The organism is Streptomyces sp. NPDC127068, assembly GCF_042724695.1.
GTDB lineage: Bacteria > Actinomycetota > Actinomycetes > Streptomycetales > Streptomycetaceae > Streptomyces.
In genome coordinates, this window is record NZ_JBHXEN010000019.1 from 75902 (window position 1) to 97812 (window position 21911).

Here is a 21911-nt window from a genome sequence, read left to right on the forward strand (position 1 = left end):
CACGGGTGCGGACCGTGCCGACCGCTTGGCCGTTCCGGGACTTCCCCTGTGTGGGGCATGTGGCCCGGAACGGAGTACGGGGGCTGGTGGGGCGCTCTAGGCTCCGGCCATGTCTGAGCCCTTCAACAGCGACGTGCACCACCGTGCGTGCGGCATCTGCCCGTCGCGGTTCCATCCGGTTGGCGAGTTCGACGTGCTCTTGCGCCCGACCCCGGAATGCCCGTTCAACAAGGCTGACGGACACCGGTACTTGAGCGATGGGACACCGGTCTGTGTCCATCCTGACCGGGTGGGCTTGCCCGCCGGGCGATACAAGAGCGAGAACGTGCCAATCACCGTCAAGCTCTGCTTGCCCGCTGACGAAGCGGCGGTCGTCCCCTACTTGCACGACTTGTTGTACGGCGCAGCGCCGTCCCTGCTCGATGACCTCATCGAGCAAGCCGACATGGCGATCCGGCGGACGTTCCCGAACCTTGACCCCGTCGCGACGCTGCGCCGCGCGCTCAACTAGACAGTGGCGAAGTCGATCCGGTGCTCACGCCCGGACCGGTGAAGCCCGATGCTGTCGTACAACTCGGCCAGTACGGCACGGCGCCGTACAACTTCCGCATGGTCCAACCAGTACCGGGCGGGCGGCTCCTCGCCCCACGCGGCGCGGTACGCCCGGTGGGTGTAGTCGCCGTGCGTCCAGTCGGTGTGTTCCTGGTCGGTCTGGTGGATCACGCTGACGCCGACACGGTCCATGATGCGCGCGAGAAGTTGCGGTTGCGCGATCATCGCGTGCGTCATCTCATCGACGGGCACGGCGACGGGGATTTCTGCGGCGTTCTCGTCCCCGGTCATCTGGTAGACGGCTGCCTTGAGGGCGAGGGCGCGCAGGCCCTCGACCAGCAGCGGGGGCGCGTCGTTCTCAAGGTTCCACCGGTCGATGACGGGGAACCCGGTAGTGCACTGCCAATCGGAGCTGTACTCCAGCGTCGCTGCCTCGAACGCGCCGAACTCGCGATCCTCCTTGATGGCCGCCAGGATCTCCCGGGCGCGTGCGGCCACTTCCTCAGGGGCCGGACGCATGACTACTTCTGTCACTGTGCACTCTCCTCTTACGGCTGGTGCTCGGTGAACCCTGCGGTGCGCGCAGGGGGCCATTGGGCCCCGGTCGCCGCGGCGGGGTGGCGACCGGGGCCAGGAGCGGGCAGCAACAACGCCCGCCCCTCTTCCCGCGGGCCATGTGTTCTGCACGGCCCGCGGGGGGTGCCGCTCCGCGTGGTCTCCCCGGTGCCTTGTGACACCGCCACGCGGAGCGGGGGTATGGGGGTGGTCCGCCCGGCTAAACCCCAGCAAAGCCGGGCGGACCGTTTGCCGCCCCGCATGATGAACCCGCGTTACGAAAGTGGCCGGGTATTCAGGGGGCGGACGTTCTCAGGACTGGTACAGGACCAGCAGTGCCAGCAGGGTCGACGTGCAGAGGAATCCCAAGAGAAAGAACAGCGCGACGGCGTACGGACGCCACCTCACGTGGTCACTCCCTTGATGGTTCGCGGGTCGACGTCCTCGGGCGGGTCCCACTGGACGGTGTCGAACAGGACCCGGTCGTAGCGGCGGTGGCCGGTCTGGCGCAGGTGTTCCTCGGCCCACGTGAGCACGCCGTCCGGCGTCCGCCGTTCCGGGGGTGAGGTGGCGCCGCACTGCGGGGTCCCGGACACGCACTGGATGTGCGCGCGGACCCCCCAGAACTCCAACCGTTTCAACGTCCAGGTGACCTGCCAGAACAACCTGGTCACTCCCACGTCGAACCCCCGTACCTGCTACGGGTGTTGACCTCGGTCAGCGCGGGCCGAAGCTGGTCCGTCACGGTGGCCGGACGAACGTCCTCGTACGGCGCGTCCCACTCGACTCCGCCCCGGGGCGGCCGGAGGGAGTAGCGCCCGGCGGTGTCCGTAGCCATGACCACCCCAAGTGCACGCTTGACGGTGTCGTACGCGAGTTCGCCAACGCTGAGTTGGGGCGCAAGCAGATCCGCTACCTTCTCCCGGGACACGGGACCACTCCCCTCCGTAGTTCGTCGACTACCAGGGGTTCAGAGTGGCCCTACGTTGAGGCACTCCTCAACGTACGAAATCCGGAGGGAACATACTTGAACCGAAAGGAACTGGACCCCGACCGTAGCCCTGAGGCGGCGTTCGGCGCGCGTCTACGCAGGGCAAGGGAGGGGCGGGGGTGGACTCAGGATCAACTCGGCAAGCTCATGGAGTGCAGCGGACGGCACATTTCGGGCGTTGAAACTGCCTCCAAACCGCCAACCCGCCGCCTAGCGATGAACGCTGACGCCGCCCTCGGCACCGGAAACTTGTTTGAGCGTGAGTGGACCAAGATTCGACACGGCAGCTTGTTGGAGGGGTTCCCCGAGTACGTAGTGTGCGAGGGGCGAGCAGCCGAAGTGCGCCTGTACGAGGTAGGTATCGTTCCCGGACTGCTCCAGACGCCGGACTACGCCGCTGCACTGGCAGACAGCGCCGTCAGACGTGGCAAGATCAGCCAAGATCAGGCAAGCGAGAGAGTTGCGATGGTGGCGCAGAGGCAAGCCGCACTCCGACGCACACCCCCGCCAACGGTGCTGGCCGTGCTAGATGAGGGCTGCATCCGCAGGCCCATTGGCGAACCTGCCGTGATGAAGGCACAGTTGGATTGGTTGGCCGCGTTCGCGGAGCAACCGAACACCGTGCTGCAAGTAGCGCACTTCGGCATGGGGGAGCTTCGTCCGTTTGATCTCCCGCTCTACATCCTGACCATGCCGGATCGGTCGCTGATGTCCTATGCGGAGTCCGCATTTAGGGGTCAGCTTGAACGGAACAGCGCCGCGGTAGCCCCCGTGCTGGGGGATTACCATCAACTTCAGGCGCACGCACTCTCACAAGCCGCGTCTGTCGACTTGATCGATCAGTTGAGAAAGGGCGCTCCGTGACGACTAGCTCTTCGTCTGCCCGTTGGTACAAATCCTCCTACAGCAACAACGGTGGCGCCTGCGTTGAGTGGGCACCGTCCAACGCCCCCGCAACCGGCATCGTCCCCGTACGCGACAGCAAGAACCCCGATGGCCCGGTACTGAACGTGTCCGTCCCCGCGTTCGCCGGACTGGTGACCCTCGCCCGGTCCGCGAACCTGTAGCGCACGCACCAGAGCCCCGCTGTTCTCCTCTCCGGAACGGCGGGGCTCTTGCGTTAGGAGCCTTCCGGTAGTCGAACGCCCTCGACCCCGTCCTCGACGTCCGGCTCGACACCCTGCCGGGACGGCGTGGGTACGGCGCCCGGCCCCGCGTGGGCCTGGCGCCCAACGTCGGCCCACCCTCCTCTCGCCACCGCCGGTCTACAGGATCACACCCGGTATCCCTGCCCACTCAGGCGCGGAACGAGGATTGGGCGTTTGGCATCCTTCCTGTGCAGTTCCCCGCGCCCCTGACGGGGCGCTCCCCACCGTCGCCATCCGCCCAGAAACGGGCCCCGATAGGGGCGCGGGGAACGGCGCGAGCAACCCCCACGCACCCGCACGGGACAACGCACCCGCAGGGGCGCGGGGAACTGCGCGGGCAAGCACCACGCACCCGCAGGGGACAGCGGACCCCCGGAAGGCCCTGGTAGCCCCGCTGGACAGCGCAACCGCTTACGTTGTGGGGTAGGTGGATACGGAACGGGAGTGGCACGAACCCCGCGTTCGACACCCCGTCGGCGCGACAGAGAGGTTCCCCCGTGAAGGCCCGTCAGACGTGTGAGGCACCCCTACCCCAGCTGATATCCGATGCGGAGCACCCGGATTCCCACGGCATCCTGAACCGCTTGGAGCTGGCCGCGCCGGACTTCGAGCACCGAATACACCAGGCGTTGGACACCGCGGAACAGGAACTCCAGAGCTGCGCACAGGGCTCCGCGGACCCCCGCATCGCCGCCCTCACCGGCCACCTCGCCGCGGCCGGCGGCAAGCGCCTGCGGCCCCTCCTCGTCCTGCTGGGCGCCGAGTTCGGTGACCCGTCGCGAGACGGGATCACCCAGGCCGCCGTCATCGCGGAACTCGTCCACCTCTCCTCGCTCTACCACGACGACGTGATGGACGCGGCCCGCACCCGGCACGGCGTCCCCAGCGCCAACGCCCGCTGGGGCCAACGGGCCGCCGTCCTGGGCGGGGACTGGCTGCTGGCCCGCTCCGTGCAGCTCGCCGCGGACCTCGGCGCCGCGGCCGTCCACCTCAACGCCCAGGCCGCGGGCCGACTGGTGGCGGGCCAACTGCGCGAGCTGACCGGGCCGGCGCCCGACGAGGACCCGGTCGAGCACTACTTCCGGGTGGCCCTCGGCAAGACGGCCGCGCTGTTGTCCATGTCGTTGGGACTGGGCGCCGTGCAGGCCGGGGCGCCCGCCCCGTGCGTCGCGGCGCTGACCGAGTTCGGCGAACACATCGGCATCGCGTTCCAGATCGCCGACGACCTGTTGGACCTCGCCTCGCCCACCGAGGTCACCGGCAAGGAACAGGGCAAGGACCTGCTCGCCGGCGTGCCGAGCCTGCCCGTCGTCCTCGCCCTGGCCGGCGACGAACCCGGCGACGAGGAACTGCGCGCCCTCCTCGCGGCCGGCCCCACCTCGGACCCCGCCGCGCACCGCCGCGCGCTGGAGCTCTTCGGTCGCTCCCCGGCGCCCGCCCGGGCGGCAGCGGTGATGTACGAACGGCTGGACCGGGCCCGTGACACCCTCACCGCGTTGCCGCCGCTGGCCGCGCGCCGCGCGCTGCACGGACTCTGCGACTTCGTCGGCCGTCGCTCCGCCTGACCGCTGCCGCGCGCGACCGCACTGTCAGTGCCCGGCCCTACTGTCGACGGCATGGGAAGGGTGACGTTCGTCGACGAGACGACTGCAGGGGACAGGGACGGCGGCCGGGGGCTGGACGTCGCCGAAGACCGTTTGGTGTTGCGCGAGTTGATCCGTAGACGGGTCCACCAGGAGGTGGCGGAGTACCACGCGGGCGGCGGCGTGCGGTTCCGCGGCCTGGTGCGACCACGGGAGGTGGATCCGGGACGGCGGGTGGACGCCGGGGCACAGACCGAACGGGCCCTGCGGGCGTTCGAGGGCAACGGCCTGCTGGTGCTCGTCGGCGACCGCCAGATCACGGAGTTGGACGAGGAGATCCCCCTCCCCGCCGGCACCGAGATCACCTTTCTGACGCTCGTACCGCTGGTGGGGGGATGAGAGCCGTGGACGGACAGCTGAACGCGCACCCGGCGCCGTACGGCCTGCTGCGCGAGGAGTGGCGGCGGCTACTGGGACCGGTCACCGCCGACTACCTCCTGGCGGGCGACCACCGCGCCGCGGCCGACCACCTGCTGCGGACACCCCGGGAAGGTCCCGTGGCCCACGAGGGGTTCCGCACGTGGCTCGGGGCGTTCACCCGGCTCCCCGAGGTGCCCCGCCGGGCGATCCTCGCCGCGCTGGTGGACTGTTGGCACGAGGAGACCGCCCCGTCCGACCGCCGCCCGCGCCGCCCGCGCCATCGGGAGGAGTCGCCGACGGACGTGCTGTGGTTGATCGCCGTCGTCGGCGCGGGCCTGCCGGACCTCCCGCTGCCCGCCGAACGCGCCGCAGCGGTGGCCGAGATGGGGGAGTGCCACGGCATCAGCCAGGCCACACCGCAGTACCCCCTCATCGCACAGGAACGCGTCGAGGGCCGGGAGCTGACGGCGGCCACCATCGCGACGGTCAGGCGCACCGCGGCGTCCATCGCCAGCCACTACGAGAACTACGACGGCGCGTTCGCCGCCACCCTGACCGAGCCGGTGCTCAACGTCGGCGAGGCGTGGGCGGACCGTGCCGTGGCCGAGCAGCGGTTCGACCCCCGTCCGGTGCTCGCCCACGCCCTGACCGCCACTTCCTCGAAGCCGTCGGCCAGGTGGGACCGGGGCGCCCGTGCGGTGCTCGCCGCGGCGGGCGACCCGGACACCGTGCGCACCGCCCTCCTCGACTGGCTGGCCCGGGTGGGCCGCCCGCGGACGCTGTCCCTCAAGCCCAACTGGTACGAGCAGCAGGTCAACGACCTCTTCGACGCTTTCAACATCGACGCCCTGCGCGGTCTGGCCTGGATGCTCCCGCTGCTGCCCCCGCACCCGGACGTGCCGCGGACCCTCGGCGCCCTGGTCGCGAGCGCCCTGCGCAAGGTCGCCGGGACGGGCGCCCGCAGTCCCAGGACCGCGACCGCCGCGATCCACGCCCTGGCCCGTACGGAGGGCGAGGAGGCCCTCGCGGAGCTGGCCCGGCTCCGTACCCGGGTCGTCCACAAGCCGACCGTCAAGGTCCTCGACGGCGTCCTCACCGCACGGGCCGCCGCGCTCGGGCGGGGCCGCGAGGAGATCGAGGAACTCGCCGTCCCGTCCTACGGACTGACCGAGGTCGGCCGCGCCGAGCACACCCTGGGGGAGGCCACCGCGCTGCTGACCGTCGAGGGCACCCGGGCCCGGCTGGCCTGGCGCAACGCTGCGGGCAAGCAGGTCAAGGCCGCTCCGGCGGCGGTCCGGCGCGACCATCCCGAGCGGGTGAAGGAGCTACGGGCGCTCGCCAAGGACGTCGACCGGATGCTCAGCGCCCAGGCCGACCGGCTGGACCGCCAGTTCCTGGCCCGCCGCAGCTGGGTCCACCACCAGTGGCGCGCCCGCTACCTGGACCACCCCCTCGTCGGGACGCTCGCCCGGCGCCTGATCTGGACCGTCGACGACGTCCCCGTGGCCCACGGCACCGCCCCCGGTGACCCCGACGGCACCCCGGAGTCCGGGCTGCGCACCGTCGAGGGCCGCCCCGTGCTGCCCGCGCCGGACGCCGAGGTCCGGTTGTGGCATCCCGTCGGACGCGCCCCCGCGGGGGTCACCGCCTGGCAGGACCGCCTCGAACGGCTCGCGGTGACCCAGCCGTTCAAGCAGGCGCACCGCGAGGTGTATCCGCTGACCCCCGCCGAACGCACCACGGGCACGTACTCCAACCGGTTCGCCGGGCACCACCTGCGGCAGCACCAGTTCCACTCCCTGACCGCGGTCCGGGGCTGGCACAACGCGCTGCGCCTCTCCGTCGACGACGGGTGCCCGCCCGCCGAACGGCTGCTCCCTGAGTGGGGGCTGCGCGCCGAGTACTGGATCGAGCCCGACACCAGCGGCCCGAGCTACGACCTCACCGATGCGGGCACCTATCTGCGGCTGCGCACCGACCAGGTTCGCTTCTACCCCGTGGACGCCCCGCGCAACTACGCGTACGCCGGCGGCGGCGCCTACGAACAGGTGCGCAGGCCCGGCGCACCGCTGATCGGGCCGGTGCCCCTGACCGAGGTGCCCGAACTGGTGCTGAGCGAAGTGCTGCGGGACGTCGACCTGTTCGTCGGCGTCACCAGCATCGGCAACGACCCGACCTGGGCGGACGGCGGACCCGGCGGCCACTTCCGCAGGTACTGGACCTCCTACGGCTTCGGCGAGCTGGACGGTGCGGCCGACACCCGCCGAGCCGTACTGGCGCGGCTGCTGCCCCGGTTGGCGATCGCCGATCGCTGCACGATCGAGGACCGCTACCTGCACGTCCGGGGCGACCAGCGCACCTACAAGATCCACCTCGGTTCCGCCAACGTCCTGATGGTGCCCGGCGACACCTATCTCTGCATCGTCCAGGGCAGCGCCGGGTCCGCACCCGACACCGGGTACCTCCCGTTCGAGGGGGACCGCCGGCTCGCGCTGATCCTCTCCAAGGCCGTGCTGCTCGCCGATGACACGGCGATCACCGACCCGACGATCACCAGTCAGTTCCCCCGGAGCTGACCGTGCCCCGACCGGTCCGGCGCTGCTGGCCGCGGACCGGTCGGTGCGGCGCGAACCGCAGGAGCACCTCGGCGGCCGGTTCGCCGGTGCGCCGGGCGTGCACCAGCCGCTCGCGCACCTCGGGCAGGGTGCGGGGCCGCCAACCCGGCCCGCCGCAGCAGCTCTTGTGGAACCGCACGCCCGCGTGCAGGAGCACGGACAGCGCCCGCCACGCCCTGGTGTCCCGGCGCCGGGGTGCGGCGAACGCCGAGCCGACGTGGATCAGCGCTCCGGAGCAGCGCGGACAGACCCGTTCGCGGCCCGCGGGAACGCCCGCTTCGGGGTGGGGCTGCTTGTACGCGGCCCGGCAGGGCAGGCAGACGAACGAGGTCCTGGACGCAGGCATCACACCACGCTAGGGCCGCTCGCCCTTCGGTCGCCAGCCAATTCCCCGGTCGCTCCCCGCGGCCCGGGCGGCTCAGGTGACGGGCAGGGGGACGGTGGCCACGTACACCGTCCGGTCGGACAGTTCGTTTCCGGTGTGCACCGCGCCCTCCAGCGACGGGGCGATCTCCTCCACCTCGCGCACCAGCAGCCGCACCCGCCCGGGCGGAACGGCCAGCCGCGGCAGCGGTTCGTCGAGGCGGCCCGCCACCGTCGCCCCGGGGACGTGCACCCAGGCGGGGAACCCGGGCGCGGCACCGGTCAGGGAGGTCAGCTCGACGGGCGCCCCGGGCACGTCCGGTGCGTCGCACCGCTCGACGGACGCGAAGACCCGGTTGGGCAGGTCGCCCGCCCGGCCGAGACCCGTCAGCGTGACCAGCAGGGCGTCCTGTTCCTGGTGGACGGCGAGGGAGCGGTCCGGGAGCAGCGGCACCATCTCCGTGCGCACGACCTGCGACAGGCTCAACTCCGCCAGGCTGGCCCGCTGGTAGCGGGCCAGCGCGAGGTGGACGAACGGGGCGTAGGACGAGGCGGCGGCAGCGGGCATCTCGATGTCGGCGTACCAGTGGCCGTCGTCGAAGAAGACCGGGTAGGGCAGGACCCGTACCGTGTCTCCGGTCTCCACGAGCGGGACCTCGGCCGGGGTTTCGAACCCGGCGAACATCGAGGCGTCCGCCAGGGCCCGGGGCGCCGGCGCGGGGTGGATCGGGTCGCGGTTGAGCCAGGACACCAGGGGGCGGACCGCGTCGGGCACGGCCTCCTCCGCGCCGGGCCAGAGGACCACCGCGAGTTGTTCGCCCTCACCGGTGGTGAACCACGGCCGGCCGAGTTCCACGCGCAGTCGACCGGCGGCCCGCTCCCGTAGCAGCCCGCCCTCGGGGTGCGATGCGTCCGACCAGGCGAACGCGGGGACGGTGGAGAGGATGCGTGGGGGCGCGGGCAGGGCCGTGCTGGGGAGGGAGAGGGTGCCGAGGTCGGTGCTCGCCCGGAACCCCTCTTCGGGATCGGTGGGGGCGAAGCAGTCGCGGTAGCGGCTGACGGCGGTCGCGGTGTAGCGGACGTTGCGGTGCCGGGTGTCGCCGAACTCCTGGCGGATCTCCGGCAGGTGCTGCGCCCCGCGGGCCACCGCGAGGGGCGGCAGCGGCACCGAGGTCGGTACCGGATCGGGGGCGTCGCTCCACTCGTCCCAGTCGGCCCGCAGTTCCAGTTGGGCGGTGCTCGGCGTGTGCAGTCCCAGGGTCGGGTCCTGCGGTGCGAGGACGGCGTACGTGTCGCCGGGGACACGGGAGGTGGACAGTCGGCCCGTGGGGGCGTCGAGCGGGCGGCGTACGGCGTGGACGAGTTCCAGCCGGTGCGGCGGGGTCAGCATCGGGTGGCGGCCCTTGGCCGCTGCCACGCCCGCGTCCAGGTCCTCGGCGTCGTCGGGGTTGGCGGGTTCCGGGGGCTCGCCGTCCCCGTCGCCGGTGACCAGCCGTCGGATCTCGAACCAGTCGAGCCGGTCCAGCAGGATCGTGGAGGACAGTTCGACGAGGACCCGTTCCCCCGGTGGCACCGTGATCCGGACGGTGGACGCCTCGGCCTCCTCGACGGGTGCGGGGCCCGCTTCGGCTCCCACCCAGTCGAGGTCCGGCTCCTCCCCCCTGCGGCCGGCGGGGGCCAGTTCGATGCGTTTGGGGTCGAGGTCGGGCCAGTTCCCGGCCCACGGGCGCGGGTCGGTGATCCGGCGGGTCGGTCCGCCCGGCTCGGGGACGACGGTCGCGGCGACGCCGAGGGCCATCGGGTCCGGCAGCGCGGGGTCCGGGGTGGCGGCGCCCGCGCGGTTGGCCAGGGTCCGGCCGTTCTCCGCTTCACCGCTGAACACGCCGTGTTGTTCGGCGAGTTGGAAGGTGGTCGGCGGTGCGGAGAGGGTGCGCCGGTCGTTGGCCGGGTAGGCGGCGTCCCCGTCGAAGTCCTCGGTGCGGAAGGAGCCGTCGGGCCGGGGCGTCGTCCGTACCACCAGGCGTTCCAGGGTGCCGCCCGGGCCGAGCACCTTCGCGTCCACGAGGAACCTGCCCGGCCGGGCAGGGTCGGGGACCAGCAACCCCGGCGGCACGGTGAGTTCCGGCGGCGGCACCGGCTCCCACCGGGTGTAGGGCACCTCGCCGGTCGGCTGGGAGTCGGCGTCGCGATCGTCCACGTCGAGGCCGCCGCCGGCGATGTCGGCGACCCGTGCCCGCAGTTGGTAGATCCGGCCGAACCGCAGCTCGGGCAGGCTGTTCTTGGCGGGCCTGCACGTCACGGTGAACCGGTACGGGACCAGCTCCTCGGCCTGTGCGGTGGCGGCGGCCGGTCGCCGGGCGCCGTCGAAGGCGGGTCGGGGCGCGGCCAGGCTCCAGCCGCTCCACTGGGCGACGACCTGGTCGGTGCGCACCCCGTCGCGTTCCTTGAGCACCGCGTGCGGTTTGAGGTGCCCCTCCTCCTCGACGGTGAGCCGGGGGCCGACCGGTTCGCCGTCGACGGCGTAGTCCGCGGTGCGGGCGTGCAGCGAGAACCAGGTGTTGCTGTTCTGCGGGCGGACGTCGATGCGGTACCCGAGGACCAGGTCGTCCGCGGCGAACACCCGGTCGGCGAGTGCCTCCTCGGCTCCCCGGTCGCTCAGGTCCTGCAACTGCCGGGCACGGTCCTTGCGGACGAGTTGCAGACCGGCCGACTTCAAGGTGGGCAGCAGCAGCGGCCCCTCCCCGTCGGGGCCTGCGGGGCCGTCGCCCGCACCGTCCTCGTCGGCATCGCCGAGGACGACGCGTGCGGTGTTCCGCAACTTGTCGACCCCGCCGTGCACATCGAGGGTGATGACGTCCCAGGTGTCCTCGTCGGAGAGGTCGACGAAGCCCGATCTGATGTCACCGGCGGACGCCGGGAGAAAGTGGCGGCCGTCGAACTCGTAGAGCGTCCAGGGCGACTCCACCGGGATCGGGGACTCCGGCCAGCGCACCCGTACCCGGGCCGGTGGCCCGTTCTCGCTCCGCGGGAGCCCGTCGACCGGCACGTCGAACTCCACGATCAGGCCGAGCATGCGCAGGACGAACGGGTGCTCGCGCAGCAGCGAGACCGCGCGGTGGAAGTCGAGCCGGGTGAAGACGGGCTCCGGTGCGGGGGGCACGGGGGCGGCGTCCGGCGGGCCCTGCCACTGCGCCAACTCGTCCCGGACGACGGCCGGGTCGCCCGGCTTGTTCGCCGCCGCCCGGTAGGTGGTCCGCACCGCGTCGAGGTCCTGCAACGTCGGATCGACGCCCAGCACCCGGTACCCCGCGGGCGGCTGCCACGGGGTGACCCCGATCCCGTGCCCGAAGAAGCCCCGCCAGGCGTCGCTGCGCGCTTCCCGGCGCGGGGTGCTCGGGACGGTACGTGTCGGTTGCCCCGCCGGCTGCACCTCGACGACCGGCTCCGCCGCGTTGATCACCGCCGGCCAGTCGGTCAGCACGGCGCCGGTCAGTTGCTCGGTCAGCCGGGGGACGATCAGCACGCGCAGGGTGGCGCGGTCGGCCTCCGCGTCGACCCGGCCGCCCGGTACCGCGATCCAGCCGAGGGTGCTCATCACTCCTGCCCTTCCGCGAACGCGCCCCGGTAGTCGTCCCACTCCTGGGCGCTCGCACCGGGTGCGGCGGCGGGCAGGGGTTGCGGCCCCCGGTCCCGTCCGCCGCCGGCCAACACCCAGGTGCCCGTGTCGATCTCGACGGATTCGCTGAACAGCGTCAGGTCGATCTCCAGCACGAGGGTGGCCCGCCCGGTCATCTCATTGGTGTCGCTGTGGTACTCCAGGGTGATGGTCAGCTCCACGGACACGGTGACCAGCCCGAGGACGCTGACGTGTCCGCCGAGCCGCAGGTAGCCGCCGAGCACGAACGTGCCGTCGGCGAGCCGGAGGTGGACGCCGCCCATGGCGTGCACCTCGCCGGAGGCCACGAGGAAGTCGACCGCGACCGAGGCGCCGAACTCCAATGCCGCCTCCAGCCGCCGCAGACCGGTCCGGTCGATGACCACGTCGACGTACCCGCCGCCGCCGAACATCAGGACGGACAGGTTGAACGGCTTCTCCCGGCTGGCGAAGCCGAGGGAGACGGTGACGGGCCGGGTGTCGAAGGGCACGTCGATACCGGCGTGGAAGGCCAGTCCGGTCATCCGGAAGACGCCCGCGGTCACGTCCGGGACCGGCAGCGCGTAGGTGGCGGACACCCCGGTGGTCGAGGATTCGATCTGCGGGGCCGAACCGCCGAGGTCCACCTGTTCCTGGAGTTCCTTCAGCAGGTTCAGCGGTCCGAAGAACTCCGCGTGGATGCCGTCGATCCTGAGGGTGGGCGGCTGCCCGCCCTCCTGGATGAACTCGATCTTGTCGAAGGAGACCTCAAGCAGCTTGTCGGCCCGGTCGGGCAGTGCCAGCGCCACGTTCGTCACCGTGCAGGTGACCTTCTGTCCCTCGGCGGCCATGACGACGTCGAGGTCCAGCTCGGACTCCCCGCCGTGCCCGGTGACGAACGATCCCGCACCGGTCGCGAGCTTCACCCGGCGCCATTGCAGGGTGATCCTCGGCGGCCGGCCCTCCTGCGGCTCGGTCAGGACGGCCGGCGGTGCCTTCAGCACGTCCGCGTCGATGAGGTCGGACAACCGGTAGCCGAGCAGGGTCGCGGTGTCGCCGAGGATCTTCGCGGGGTCCAGCTTGCCGGCGGCGTTCCGGTCGAGGAGTCCGGCCACGTTGACGGGCCCGTCCAGGCGGGAGATGCCGTCCGCGACGAGGTCGGGCGCGACCAGGCCACCGCTACGCGCACTGTTCTCGGTGAACTTGACGGCCAGGTCCTCGACCCCGACCGGCAGCACGAACGGCACCTTGAGCTCGGGCTCCGACCGGAGCAGCGCGCCGCTGAGGGCCAGTCGCACCGTCGACTTCTCCGGGCCGAGCAGCGCGCGCACCGCGGGCAACGTGGCGTCGAACCCCCAGCGGCCTTCGGGTGGTCGCCGCCCCTCCTCGGCTGCGGGTTCGACTCCGAGCCGGGCGCGGTAGCCGCCCTCGTGCCGGGTGCCGACCACGTGCAGCCGGGCGACCTCGCACACGTCCTGGGTCACGGGCGCGGCCGAGCGGACCAGGTCGATCCGGGCGCCCCGCGTGTCCACGACCGCGCCGCCCACCCCCTGGTGGGTGGCCCTGAGCCAGTCCGCCACCTCGCTGTCGGTGAGGGAGACGAACGGCGGGTCGAACAGCCCCTGCGGTTTGTCGATGTCCTCCAGGAACACCAACGGCATCGACACGTGGAGGTCGCCGAGCCGGCCGCGCAGCCGCACCGGGAAGTCGATGGCCGTGCCGCCGGCACCGGGCACGAAGAGCACGCGGAGCGAGACCAACCCGTGGTGCGGGAGGGCGTCGATCTTCTCGTCGACCTCCGCCAACTCCTCCTGGAGGTTCAGGTAGGCCCGCGCGGCCGACGCGTCCGGGGTCTGTCCGTCCGCCAGGTCCTCGATCGGCGGGGAGCCGGAAGGCCGTCCCCCGTCGACGTAGAGCCGCTCGTAGACGGACCGGGCACCGGTCAGCAGCCCGCTGCGCGCCCCGAGGAGTGCTTCCAGCTCCGGCACGGGGAACTCCTTGAACTCCTCGTTCAAGGGGGTGACGCCTTCGAAGAACGTCCGCTCGATCTCCACCTCCTCGAAGGGGAAGGCGGCTTGGAGCCCCGGGTCGGCGGGCTCCTGCCGGACGGGGTCCGTGATCGTGAGGGTGGTCGACTTCCGCAGGTGGGCGATCGCGCCCTGAGCGGTCGACGCGAAGACGCGCTCGGTGGACTCGGTGTACACGGCCCGCTGCCCGAAGGGGTAGAGCACCCCTTTCGTCACCGTCCGCACCTTGCGGTCACGGCCGAGCGTGGCGTCGTGTTCCCACCGGAAGGTGCCCCAGTCCCCCGCGGCGGTCAACGAGCCGCCCAGGGAACTCAGGGCCAGCCGGTCGATCCGGGCGGTGGGCGGCTCCAGCAGGATGCGGGCCCGGGACGCCCCGGTCAGCGGCACGGGGAACGGGTCGTTCGAGGTGGCGGAGAGGGGACGCAGGGTGAGCCCGGCCGGGGCGCCCGCAGCCGTTCCGGCGGCCGAGACGGTCGTCTGCCAGAGCCCGACCGACTCCGTGGGGGACCGCACGGCGGCGGCCGGGTGCGCACACCGCACCTCGCCCTCCGCGGGCGGGTGCGGGGAGAGCACCAGCCCGTACGGGATCTCCAGGGCCGTCTTCCTGTCCTGGGTGCCCGTACCGGGCAGCAGCCGGCCGCGACGCACGGCGTCCAACACGCCCTCCGCCGTCAGCGGCACCGGCGGGTCACCGCTCGGGAAGCCCACCACGATCCGGCTGGCCCCCGACAGCGCCGCCCGCCAGGTGGGGAACCCGCCCGTGGCGCCCGGAGGGAGCCCCGGCACCACGGCGCCCACGGCGGGGACGACCTCCTCGGCCACGTGCTGCGGCGGCAGCAGCACCGTCAGTTCCGCCCCGGCGCCGGGGACCAGTTCGGCCGGTGCGCCCGGTGGGGTGCGGACGGTGAACCCGCTCCACCGCACGCCCAGCAGGACCAGGTCCTCCGGCCGCACGAGCAGCAGATCGGGGTCGAGCGGCAGCGGCGTCATGGTCTGCGGTGCCGGCTCGGGCTCGGCCGGGTCCATGACCGCGTCGTCGAGGACCAGGGGCACCGCCTCGCCCATGCCGCCCCCGGGGTCGACGGTGAAGTGGTAGTAGTGGAAGGCGCCGTCCGGGCGCCGGTGGAGCGTCTCGAAGTCGTCCTCCCCGAGGGACCAGGCGGCCGGGGGAAGGGCACCGGATTCCAGGGTGCTCGGCCCCGCCCATGCCGCGGGGGTTCCCGGGGTCGGCGGTTCCAGGGTCCAGCGGACGACGGAGCCGTCCGCTTCGCGGGCGATCAGCACGAGCCGTTCGCCGCCGAACGCCACCAGGTGCACCTCGCTCACCACGGGCTGCGGTGCGCCGGGCGGCGGCATCTCCAACCGCTTCTCGGCGTCGAACCAGCGCGCCCCGTTCCAGCCCCAGTGCAGGGGCACTCCGTCCGAGCCGACGGCGAAGACGTCCAGCCGGCGGGGTGCGGACGAGTCCACGGTCGGTCGGCCGACGAGGTGGCCGCCGCCCCGCGGGGTGGACGTCCAAGAGGTGCCTTCCTCCTTCGACCACTGCCGCAGCCCGCCGCCGGAGGCCGCCGCGAACACGTCGATGACGCCGGCGGTCCGGCAGATCGCCACCGGACGGGACGCGGCGAGGTCGGAGGTCAGCCGACGGGGCGCGGTCCACCAGGCCCCGGGGCGGTGCAACCAGCGCCGGATCTCCCCCTCGACCCCGAGGGCGAAGACGTACACGTCACCCGCCACGAGCACTTCGGGGTCGGTGAGGCAGAACCCGGGCAACACGTCCTCGGCCGGCGGACCCAGCGGTCCCGCGTGAGCCGGCCCGTCCCAACTCCAGTCGACGATCCGCTGCCCCGACCTGCCCAGGAGGTGCAGTCGCCCCTCCGGGAAGTCACGGGCGACGGGGTCGGAGTCGAAGCGCCCGCCCAACAGTTCCGGGCCGTACAGCCCGTCCGCGGTGTGCCAGTAGTGTTCGACGTTCCCGCCGTCCCCCCGGACGAAGACGTCGAACACCCCGATGTCCGAAGGCAGCACCGACAAACGGTGGTGCAAGGCTGAACGATCAAAATCCGTCACGGCACGTACATCTCCCGCCGGACGCGCTATCGATGGCTCCGTGAATGCGTGACCGACGCGGGCGCGCGCGAGGGTCCACGGCCATTCATCAGGTTATCCCCAGCGGTCCTCGCCCGCAGCGCGGCGGCGGCGACGGGCGTATGCTGGGAAATGAAGTGCGTTTCGATGTGAGCACCGGATCGGAGTTCGTCCGCACCCGTCCTGAGGCATCATCAGGCGATGTCGTTGACGTGACGGTCGGTGCCCCGGGAATTCCCGTAGGAATGCTTCCCGAACACCGGCGCAGATGTTTTCACTTCCCTGGGAGTTGCGCCATGACGGACATCGTCTTCGCCGACAGCGCCAACCCGATCACCCCGGACAAGGCGATCATCCATGACAACGAGTCCTTCCGCGTCCAGTGGGCCGCGCTCAACGTCAGCACGCAGGACTTCCCCGCCTTCGTCGACCGCCTGTTGATCGAGAGCATCCCGGAGGGGTGCCCCGGCTCGGACGACACCGAGCACGAGGCCGTCTTCGACAGCGAGGTGGACGGCGACGCCAACGACTTCTCCGAACCGGACCTGCTCGCCGGTGGCACGGGGCCCGTGCTGAATCCTTCGGTCGGCCCGTTCCCGGTGGGGGACTACCGACTGACGGTGACGCTCGCGAACGACCTCGGCGTGGGGCACACCACGTTCCTCTGCATCCCGATCGTGGCGGCGGTCTGACGGCCGGAATCCCCTAAGCCGGAATCCCGTAGGCCGGAATCCCGTAGGCCGGAGAATTCCGTAAGCCGGAATCCCGTAAGGAGGTCCCGTCGTGGGTTTCCACCTCATCATGTCCAATCCCTTTTCGACCGGTGCGAACGGACTCTTCCACGGAGGTCCGAGCGGACATCCGGGAACCACCTGGTACAGCTCGTTCGGCATGGACCTCGGCGCGCCGGTCGGAACCACGGTGCGTGCGGTGTTCGACGGCGAAGTCACCGACTTCAAATTGCCGGCCGGCACCTCGACCGAGTACGGGCACCAGATCTGGGTGCGGGCCAAGACCACCGATCTGGTGCCGACCGCTCCCGGGGGAGTCGGCATCTTCTACACCCATCTGCAAGCCGATCCCGGCATCGCGATCGGCGTGACCGTGCACCGGGGGGACCCGATCGGCTCGGTGGTGTCCTTCCCCGGAGTTCCCGTCCACCTCCACTGTGCGATCGCGGAACGCCGCGGGGGCACCAACTTCGGCGTGGACCTGTACGCCGACTTCAAGGCGACGATCAACTCGACGACGGAGATGAACGTGCTGTTCCCCCAGGACGGCACTGCGGCGAAGGTCGACTGACGCCCACGGGTTCGGTGCTCCGGGTGCTGTGGGGGGCTACTCCTTCCGCACCCGCGCCCGGTCGAGGGCCCACGCACCCAGGCCCACCAGCACGGCCGCCCCGGCCCCGTACACCGGCAACCACCGGGTCGTGGTGGCCGACAGGCAGTCCGCCACGGCCTCATGGCGGTGGGCCTCCCGGGCACGGGCCAGGGCGGCGCCGTCGCGACCGGCCAGCTCCGCCAACGCGGCCTCCGTCTGGAGCGATGCGTACCGGCCCAGCTCCGGGCACCCGTCACGGGTGTCCGGCATCGGGAACAGCCACCCCCAGCGTTGCAGCGCCGGGGCCAGGGTGATCGCCACGCACAGGCCGATGACCATCGAGAACGCGACCAGGTTCCGCAGGTACGCGGAGCGCAGGCCGGGCGTCCACCGCGGCAGCCGGTAGGAGGAGAACACCAGGGCGAGGAGCGTCACCCCGATGTAGGCGGAGAACCACTGCCAGGACCCCTGGGTGAGGGCGAACGTCAACACGGCGGCCAGCACGATGCCGATGACCCCCGGCTGCGCGGGCACGTCCCGCTTCGCCGACTCGGCCGTCGATCGGCTGGCGCCCGGCGGGCTGGGGTCTTCCACGGCGGCTCCTGCACGGTGGGGGGCGACCCCCAGCATCCGGCCGGGTCGCACCCCGGCCCGGCGCCATGCCGGACCGAGCCGCAAGTCCCCACCGGTTGGCGGCGCCCTGCACGCCGCCGTCCCGACGGAGCGGGCGTCAGCGCGCCGCGAGGTCCGCCAACAGCTCCGCGGCGGGCCGCGGGTGGGCGAGCCAGTGCAGATGGCTCCCTCCGAGGGTCCGGACCTCGAAGGGGTTGTCGGGCGTGAGCGCGTCCCCCTCGCGGATCAACCGGTCCTGCATGGCGAGCGGAATGCTGGCGTCGGCGGCCAGCCGCACGTAGGTCCGGGGAATCCGGCCCCAGGTCGCGGCCCGTGCCCGGTCGGCCGACGTACCGGCGTCCAGGTTCTCGTCGGGCTGGAAGGTGTTCAGGAAGTTCAGGAACTCGTCATCGGTGAGGTCGGCGGCCGTCGCCCGCTTGAACGCGGCCAGCGTCGCCGGGTCGGCGGTGCGGAAGTTGCACCGGAGCAACCCGAGTTCGGCCGGGTTCCCGACGAACGCGGCGGCGAGGGCCGCCGGATCGACGTCCGCCATCTCCGGCTCGGCGTAGTAGTCGCCCACCTCCAGATCGACCGGGCACCAGGCGGCGACGTACACGATCCGGTCGATCAGGTCGGGCCGGGCGTTGGCGACGGCGGTGATCGTGATGCCGCCCCGGCTGTGCGCGACGAGGACGGTGGGCCCGTTCCGCCGGGCCCGTTCGAGGGCGTCGATCACACGGGCCGCGTTGTCGGCGAGCGTGACGCCCTTGATGCGCCCCGGTGCCACGGCGAGGGCGTCGAGGTCCTGGGGCGCCTGGTAGGCCGCGGGGTAGGTCGCCTCGAACCCGTGCCCCGGGAGGTCCACCGCGGCCGAGCGGTGCCCGAGCAGGGCCAGTTCGGCTTGGAGCGGCGCGAACGAGAACGAGTTGGCGAAGGCTCCGTGCACCAGGACGTACGTCGGTTGATTGGGCATGCCCCACCCTCCAACAGAACGATCTTCACGACAAGTTGTCACCGCCCCGCACTCGTGTGACGTTCCGCCCACTGCGCCCCCGGGCGTACGCCCGGGGGCCACCGGGGCCGTCCCGCTCGTGGCCGACGGCCCGATGCCCGGACGGGCCGCGACCCGGCAGCGTGGACACCGTGATCGAAGCGACCGAACTCACCAAGCGATACGGCGCGACCACCGCCGTCGACCGACTGTCGTTCACCGTCCGTCCCGGGGTGGTGACCGGATTCCTCGGCCCGAACGGGGCCGGGAAGACCACCACCCTGCGGATGGTCCTCGGACTGAACCGGCCCTCCGACGGCACCGTCACCGTCGACGGGCAGCCGTTCGGCGACCGGCCCCGTGGCCTACGGCACGTCGGCGCCCTCCTCGACGCCCACGACGTGCACGGCGGGTGCACCGCCCGCGCCCATCTGACGGCACTGGCGGTCGGCAACGGGCTGCCCCGCCGCCGGGTCGCGGAGGTACTGACCGAGGCGGGCCTGTCCGAGGTGGCCGGACGCCGGATCGGCGGGTTCTCGCTGGGCATGAAACAACGGCTCGGCATCGCCGCCGCCCTGCTCGGCGATCCCCCCGTCCTGCTCTTCGACGAGCCGCTCAACGGCCTCGACCCGGAGGGCGTGCGCTGGGTGCGGAACTTCTTCAAGCGACGGGCGGACGAGGGCCGCACCGTGCTCGTCTCCAGCCATCTGATGCGGGAGATGGAGCAGACCGCCGAGGAACTGATCGTCATCGGCCGCGGCCGGCTGATCGCGGCGGAGGGCTTGCGGGACTTCGCGGCCCGCAGCACCCGACGCCGGGTGAGCATCCGCACGCCCGACGCGGACGCCCTGTCCGGGCCGTTGACGGACGCGGGGGCGACGGTGCGGGCGGAGCCCGACGGGGCGTACACGGTGACCGGTCTGCCCGCGGACCGCATCGGCGAACTCGCCTTCGCGCACGGGGTGCGCCTGCACGAACTCAGCCCCCATGCGGCCTCCCTGGAGGAGGCGTTCATGGAACTCACCGCACAGGGCGTCGAATACGCCGCAGGAGCCCCCCGATGACGACACTCCCCGTACGCGACCGCGCCGCCGCCCGTCCTGCGGCCCCCGCCCCGGCACCGGCCCGGTTCCGGCACCTGCTGGCCGCCGAGTGGATCAAACTCTGGTCGCTGCGCTCCACCCACGGGGTGCTCGGCGTCGGCGCGCTGACCGTGATCGGCATCAACGTGAACTCCGCCGTGTCCAACGCGGACCGGCTGGCGCACCAGCCGGAGCCGCCGCCGGGCGCTTCGGCCCGCCCCGAGATGCTGTTCGACCCGCTCGCCACGGCCTTCGTCGATCCCGCCTGGCAACTGTTGATGATCATCGCCGCGGCGGTGGGCGCGATCACGGTCTTCGGCGAGTACGCCAGCGGGCTGATCCGGACCACCTTCGCCGCCGTCCCCGACCGACAGGCGGTGATCGCCGCCAAGGCGACCGTGGTGTCGGCGGTCATGCTGGCCCTCGGCACGCTCGTCTCCGGCGCCTCCTTCGGCCTCACCCAGCTGCTGCTACGGGACCACGGCGGCCTGTCGCTGGGCAGCCCGGGCGCCCTGCGCGCCGTGGTCGCAGCCGCCCTGGTCGCCCCGCTGTGCGCGCTGGTCGGCATGGCGGTGGGCGCGACCGTCCGGCACGCCGCCGGCTCCGTCGTCACCGTCATCGCCCTGCTGCTCCTGCTACCGGCGTTCTTCCGGGGCGAGCGCTACCGCTGGGTCAAGGAGATCGGCAACGCCATGCCGCTCAGCGCCTGGACGCGCCTGGTGACGAACCCGGAACGGTGGCGCCCCCCGGGCAAGTACCCGCTGACCGTCGCCGAGGCGTGGACCGTGTACGGCGCGTGGGCCGCGGTCGCGGTGCTCGTCGCGGTGCTCGTGGTGCGCCGCCGGGACGTCTGAGCCCGACCGGGACGCGGGGACGCCCGGACGCGGCGACGCCCTGACGCCGGGGCGTCCTCGCGATGACGGCCGGGTCAGTCGGTGGCGAGCAGCGAGAGCGTGTCGATCACGCGGTTCGAGAAGCCCCACTCGTTGTCGTACCAGGCGACCACCTTGACGTGCCGGCCGTCGACGCGGGTCAGCGCCGAGTCGAAGATGGCCGAGGCGGGGTTGCCGGTGATGTCGGACGACACGAGCGGGTCGTCCGAGTACTCCAGCACCCCGGCGAGCGGCCCCTGCGCCGCGGCCCGGTACGCCGCCAACACGTCCTCGCGCGTCACGTCCCGGGCGACGGTCGTGTTGAGTTCGACGATCGACCCCACCGGAACCGGCACGCGGATCGAGTCGCCGGACAGCTTCCCGTCGAGGTTCGGCAGCACCAGGCCGATCGCCTTGGCGGCGCCCGTCGTGGTCGGCACGATGTTCACGCCGGCGGCGCGGGCCCGGCGGGCGTCGCGGTGCGGACCGTCCTGGAGGTTCTGCTCCTGCGTGTAGGCGTGCACCGTCGTCATGAAGCCGTGCTCGATGCCGGCGAGGTCGTCGAGCACCTTGGCCAGCGGGGCGAGCGCATTGGTCGTGCACGAGGCGTTCGAGACGATCGTGTGCACGGCCGGGTCGTACGCGTCGGTGTTGACCCCGAACGCGAGCGTGACGTCCGCTCCGGTCGCCGGCGCACTGACCAGTACCCGCTTGGCGCCCGCGTCGAGGTGGGCGCGGGCGGCCGTGGCCGAGGTGAAGCGGCCGGTCGCCTCCAGCACGAGGTCGACGCCCAGCTCGGCCCACGGCAGCCGTCCCGGTTCGCGTTCGGCGAGCACCGTGATCCGTCGACCGTCGACGACGAGGGCGTCCCCGTCGACGGTCACCGGGCGACCGAGCCGGCCCGCCGTCGAGTCGTAGGCGAGCAGCCGCGCCAGCGCGGCGGGCTCCGTGAGGTCGTTGACGGCGACGACCTCCAGATCGCTTTCACGTTCGAGCAGGGCGCGCAGCACGTTGCGTCCGATGCGGCCGAATCCGTTGATGGCGATGCGAGTCAT

Annotated in this window: 19 protein-coding genes; 10 read left to right on the top strand and 9 right to left on the bottom strand. The window is 72.2% G+C overall.

What is annotated here, in order from left to right; genetic code table 11:
- The first annotated feature begins 109 nt into the window (after window positions 1-109).
- Window positions 110-511, top strand: a complete 402-nt coding sequence (locus ACFWIA_RS14575; RefSeq protein ID WP_387004051.1) for a hypothetical protein — start codon at window positions 110-112, stop codon at window positions 509-511.
- Here the strand turns inward: ACFWIA_RS14575 and ACFWIA_RS14580 are convergent.
- The 3 genes from ACFWIA_RS14580 to ACFWIA_RS14590 all read right to left on the bottom strand — a co-directional run bounded on the left by ACFWIA_RS14580 (window position 508) and on the right by ACFWIA_RS14590 (window position 1945).
- Window positions 508-1086 (bottom strand): hypothetical protein, encoded by a 579-nt coding sequence (locus ACFWIA_RS14580; protein WP_387004054.1) that lies wholly within the window; start codon window positions 1084-1086, stop codon window positions 508-510. The genes ACFWIA_RS14575 and ACFWIA_RS14580 overlap by 4 nt on opposite strands.
- A 425-nt stretch (window positions 1087-1511) precedes the next feature.
- The gene (locus ACFWIA_RS14585; protein WP_387004056.1) at window positions 1512-1781 is read right to left on the bottom strand and encodes a hypothetical protein; all 270 of its coding nucleotides are present in this window, start codon (window positions 1779-1781) and stop codon (window positions 1512-1514) included.
- Complete coding sequence (locus ACFWIA_RS14590) at window positions 1778-1945, bottom strand: hypothetical protein (RefSeq protein ID WP_387004059.1); 168 nt, start codon at window positions 1943-1945, stop codon at window positions 1778-1780. The genes ACFWIA_RS14585 and ACFWIA_RS14590 overlap by 4 nt, the downstream gene beginning before the upstream one ends.
- Window positions 1946-2134: 189 nt before the next feature.
- Between ACFWIA_RS14590 and ACFWIA_RS14595 the strand changes: the two genes are divergently transcribed.
- From ACFWIA_RS14595 to ACFWIA_RS14615, 5 genes are all read left to right on the top strand, one after another.
- Entirely contained in the window at window positions 2135-2962 is an 828-nt protein-coding gene (locus ACFWIA_RS14595) for a Scr1 family TA system antitoxin-like transcriptional regulator (protein ID WP_387004062.1), read from the top strand.
- On the top strand, window positions 2959-3165 hold the full coding sequence (locus ACFWIA_RS14600) for a DUF397 domain-containing protein (RefSeq protein WP_387004065.1): 207 nt from the start codon (window positions 2959-2961) through the stop codon (window positions 3163-3165). Before ACFWIA_RS14595 ends, ACFWIA_RS14600 begins: the two co-directional genes overlap by 4 nt.
- 578 nt (window positions 3166-3743) lie before the next feature.
- Window positions 3744-4811 (top strand): polyprenyl synthetase family protein, encoded by a 1068-nt coding sequence (locus ACFWIA_RS14605; RefSeq protein WP_387004068.1) that lies wholly within the window; start codon window positions 3744-3746, stop codon window positions 4809-4811.
- Window positions 4812-4862: 51 nt separating this feature from the next.
- Window positions 4863-5228 carry a hypothetical protein gene (locus tag ACFWIA_RS14610; protein ID WP_387004071.1) on the top strand — a complete coding sequence of 122 codons (366 nt, stop codon included), beginning with the start codon at window positions 4863-4865 and terminating at the stop codon, window positions 5226-5228.
- A 5-nt stretch (window positions 5229-5233) separates the two neighbouring features.
- Window positions 5234-7825 (top strand): DUF4132 domain-containing protein, encoded by a 2592-nt coding sequence (locus ACFWIA_RS14615; RefSeq protein ID WP_387004074.1) that lies wholly within the window; start codon window positions 5234-5236, stop codon window positions 7823-7825.
- On the opposite strand, the gene ACFWIA_RS14620 is transcribed toward ACFWIA_RS14615, so the two are convergent.
- From ACFWIA_RS14620 to ACFWIA_RS14630, 3 genes are all read right to left on the bottom strand, one after another.
- Window positions 7800-8210, bottom strand: coding sequence for a deoxyxylulose-5-phosphate synthase (locus tag ACFWIA_RS14620; protein WP_387004076.1), 411 nt, complete (start codon window positions 8208-8210; stop codon window positions 7800-7802). The two genes, ACFWIA_RS14615 and ACFWIA_RS14620, sit on opposite strands and share 26 nt — an antisense overlap.
- Window positions 8211-8282: 72 nt before the next feature.
- Window positions 8283-11822, bottom strand: a complete 3540-nt coding sequence (locus ACFWIA_RS14625) for a hypothetical protein (protein ID WP_387004079.1) — start codon at window positions 11820-11822, stop codon at window positions 8283-8285.
- Window positions 11822-15916, bottom strand: a complete 4095-nt coding sequence (locus ACFWIA_RS14630; RefSeq protein WP_387004081.1) for a hypothetical protein — start codon at window positions 15914-15916, stop codon at window positions 11822-11824. The genes ACFWIA_RS14625 and ACFWIA_RS14630 overlap by 1 nt, the downstream gene beginning before the upstream one ends.
- Before the next feature lie 356 nt (window positions 15917-16272).
- Here ACFWIA_RS14630 and ACFWIA_RS14635 point away from each other — a divergent pair, with 356 nt between their 5' ends.
- Both ACFWIA_RS14635 and ACFWIA_RS14640 read left to right on the top strand, forming a co-directional pair.
- On the top strand, window positions 16273-16668 hold the full coding sequence (locus ACFWIA_RS14635; RefSeq protein ID WP_387004084.1) for a hypothetical protein: 396 nt from the start codon (window positions 16273-16275) through the stop codon (window positions 16666-16668).
- A gap of 91 nt (window positions 16669-16759) precedes the next feature.
- Entirely contained in the window at window positions 16760-17278 is a 519-nt protein-coding gene (locus ACFWIA_RS14640; protein ID WP_387004087.1) for a M23 family metallopeptidase, read from the top strand.
- Window positions 17279-17314: 36 nt separating this feature from the next.
- Here the strand turns inward: ACFWIA_RS14640 and ACFWIA_RS14645 are convergent, their stop codons facing one another.
- Together ACFWIA_RS14645 and ACFWIA_RS14650 are read right to left on the bottom strand one after the other, a co-directional pair.
- The gene (locus ACFWIA_RS14645) at window positions 17315-17893 is read right to left on the bottom strand and encodes a hypothetical protein (RefSeq protein WP_387004090.1); all 579 of its coding nucleotides are present in this window, start codon (window positions 17891-17893) and stop codon (window positions 17315-17317) included.
- A gap of 136 nt (window positions 17894-18029) precedes the next feature.
- Entirely contained in the window at window positions 18030-18884 is an 855-nt protein-coding gene (locus ACFWIA_RS14650; protein WP_387004092.1) for an alpha/beta fold hydrolase, read from the bottom strand.
- A gap of 170 nt (window positions 18885-19054) precedes the next feature.
- Here ACFWIA_RS14650 and ACFWIA_RS14655 point away from each other — a divergent pair, with 170 nt between their 5' ends.
- Both ACFWIA_RS14655 and ACFWIA_RS14660 read left to right on the top strand, forming a co-directional pair.
- Window positions 19055-19966, top strand: coding sequence for an ATP-binding cassette domain-containing protein (locus tag ACFWIA_RS14655; protein ID WP_387004095.1), 912 nt, complete (start codon window positions 19055-19057; stop codon window positions 19964-19966).
- A complete protein-coding gene (locus tag ACFWIA_RS14660) occupies window positions 19963-20838 on the top strand; it encodes an ABC transporter permease (RefSeq protein WP_387004098.1) in 876 nt (291 codons plus the stop codon). Before ACFWIA_RS14655 ends, ACFWIA_RS14660 begins: the two co-directional genes overlap by 4 nt.
- Before the next feature lie 74 nt (window positions 20839-20912).
- On the opposite strand, the gene gap is transcribed toward ACFWIA_RS14660, so the two are convergent.
- Window positions 20913-21911, bottom strand: coding sequence for a type I glyceraldehyde-3-phosphate dehydrogenase (gap, locus tag ACFWIA_RS14665; protein WP_387004101.1), 999 nt, complete (start codon window positions 21909-21911; stop codon window positions 20913-20915).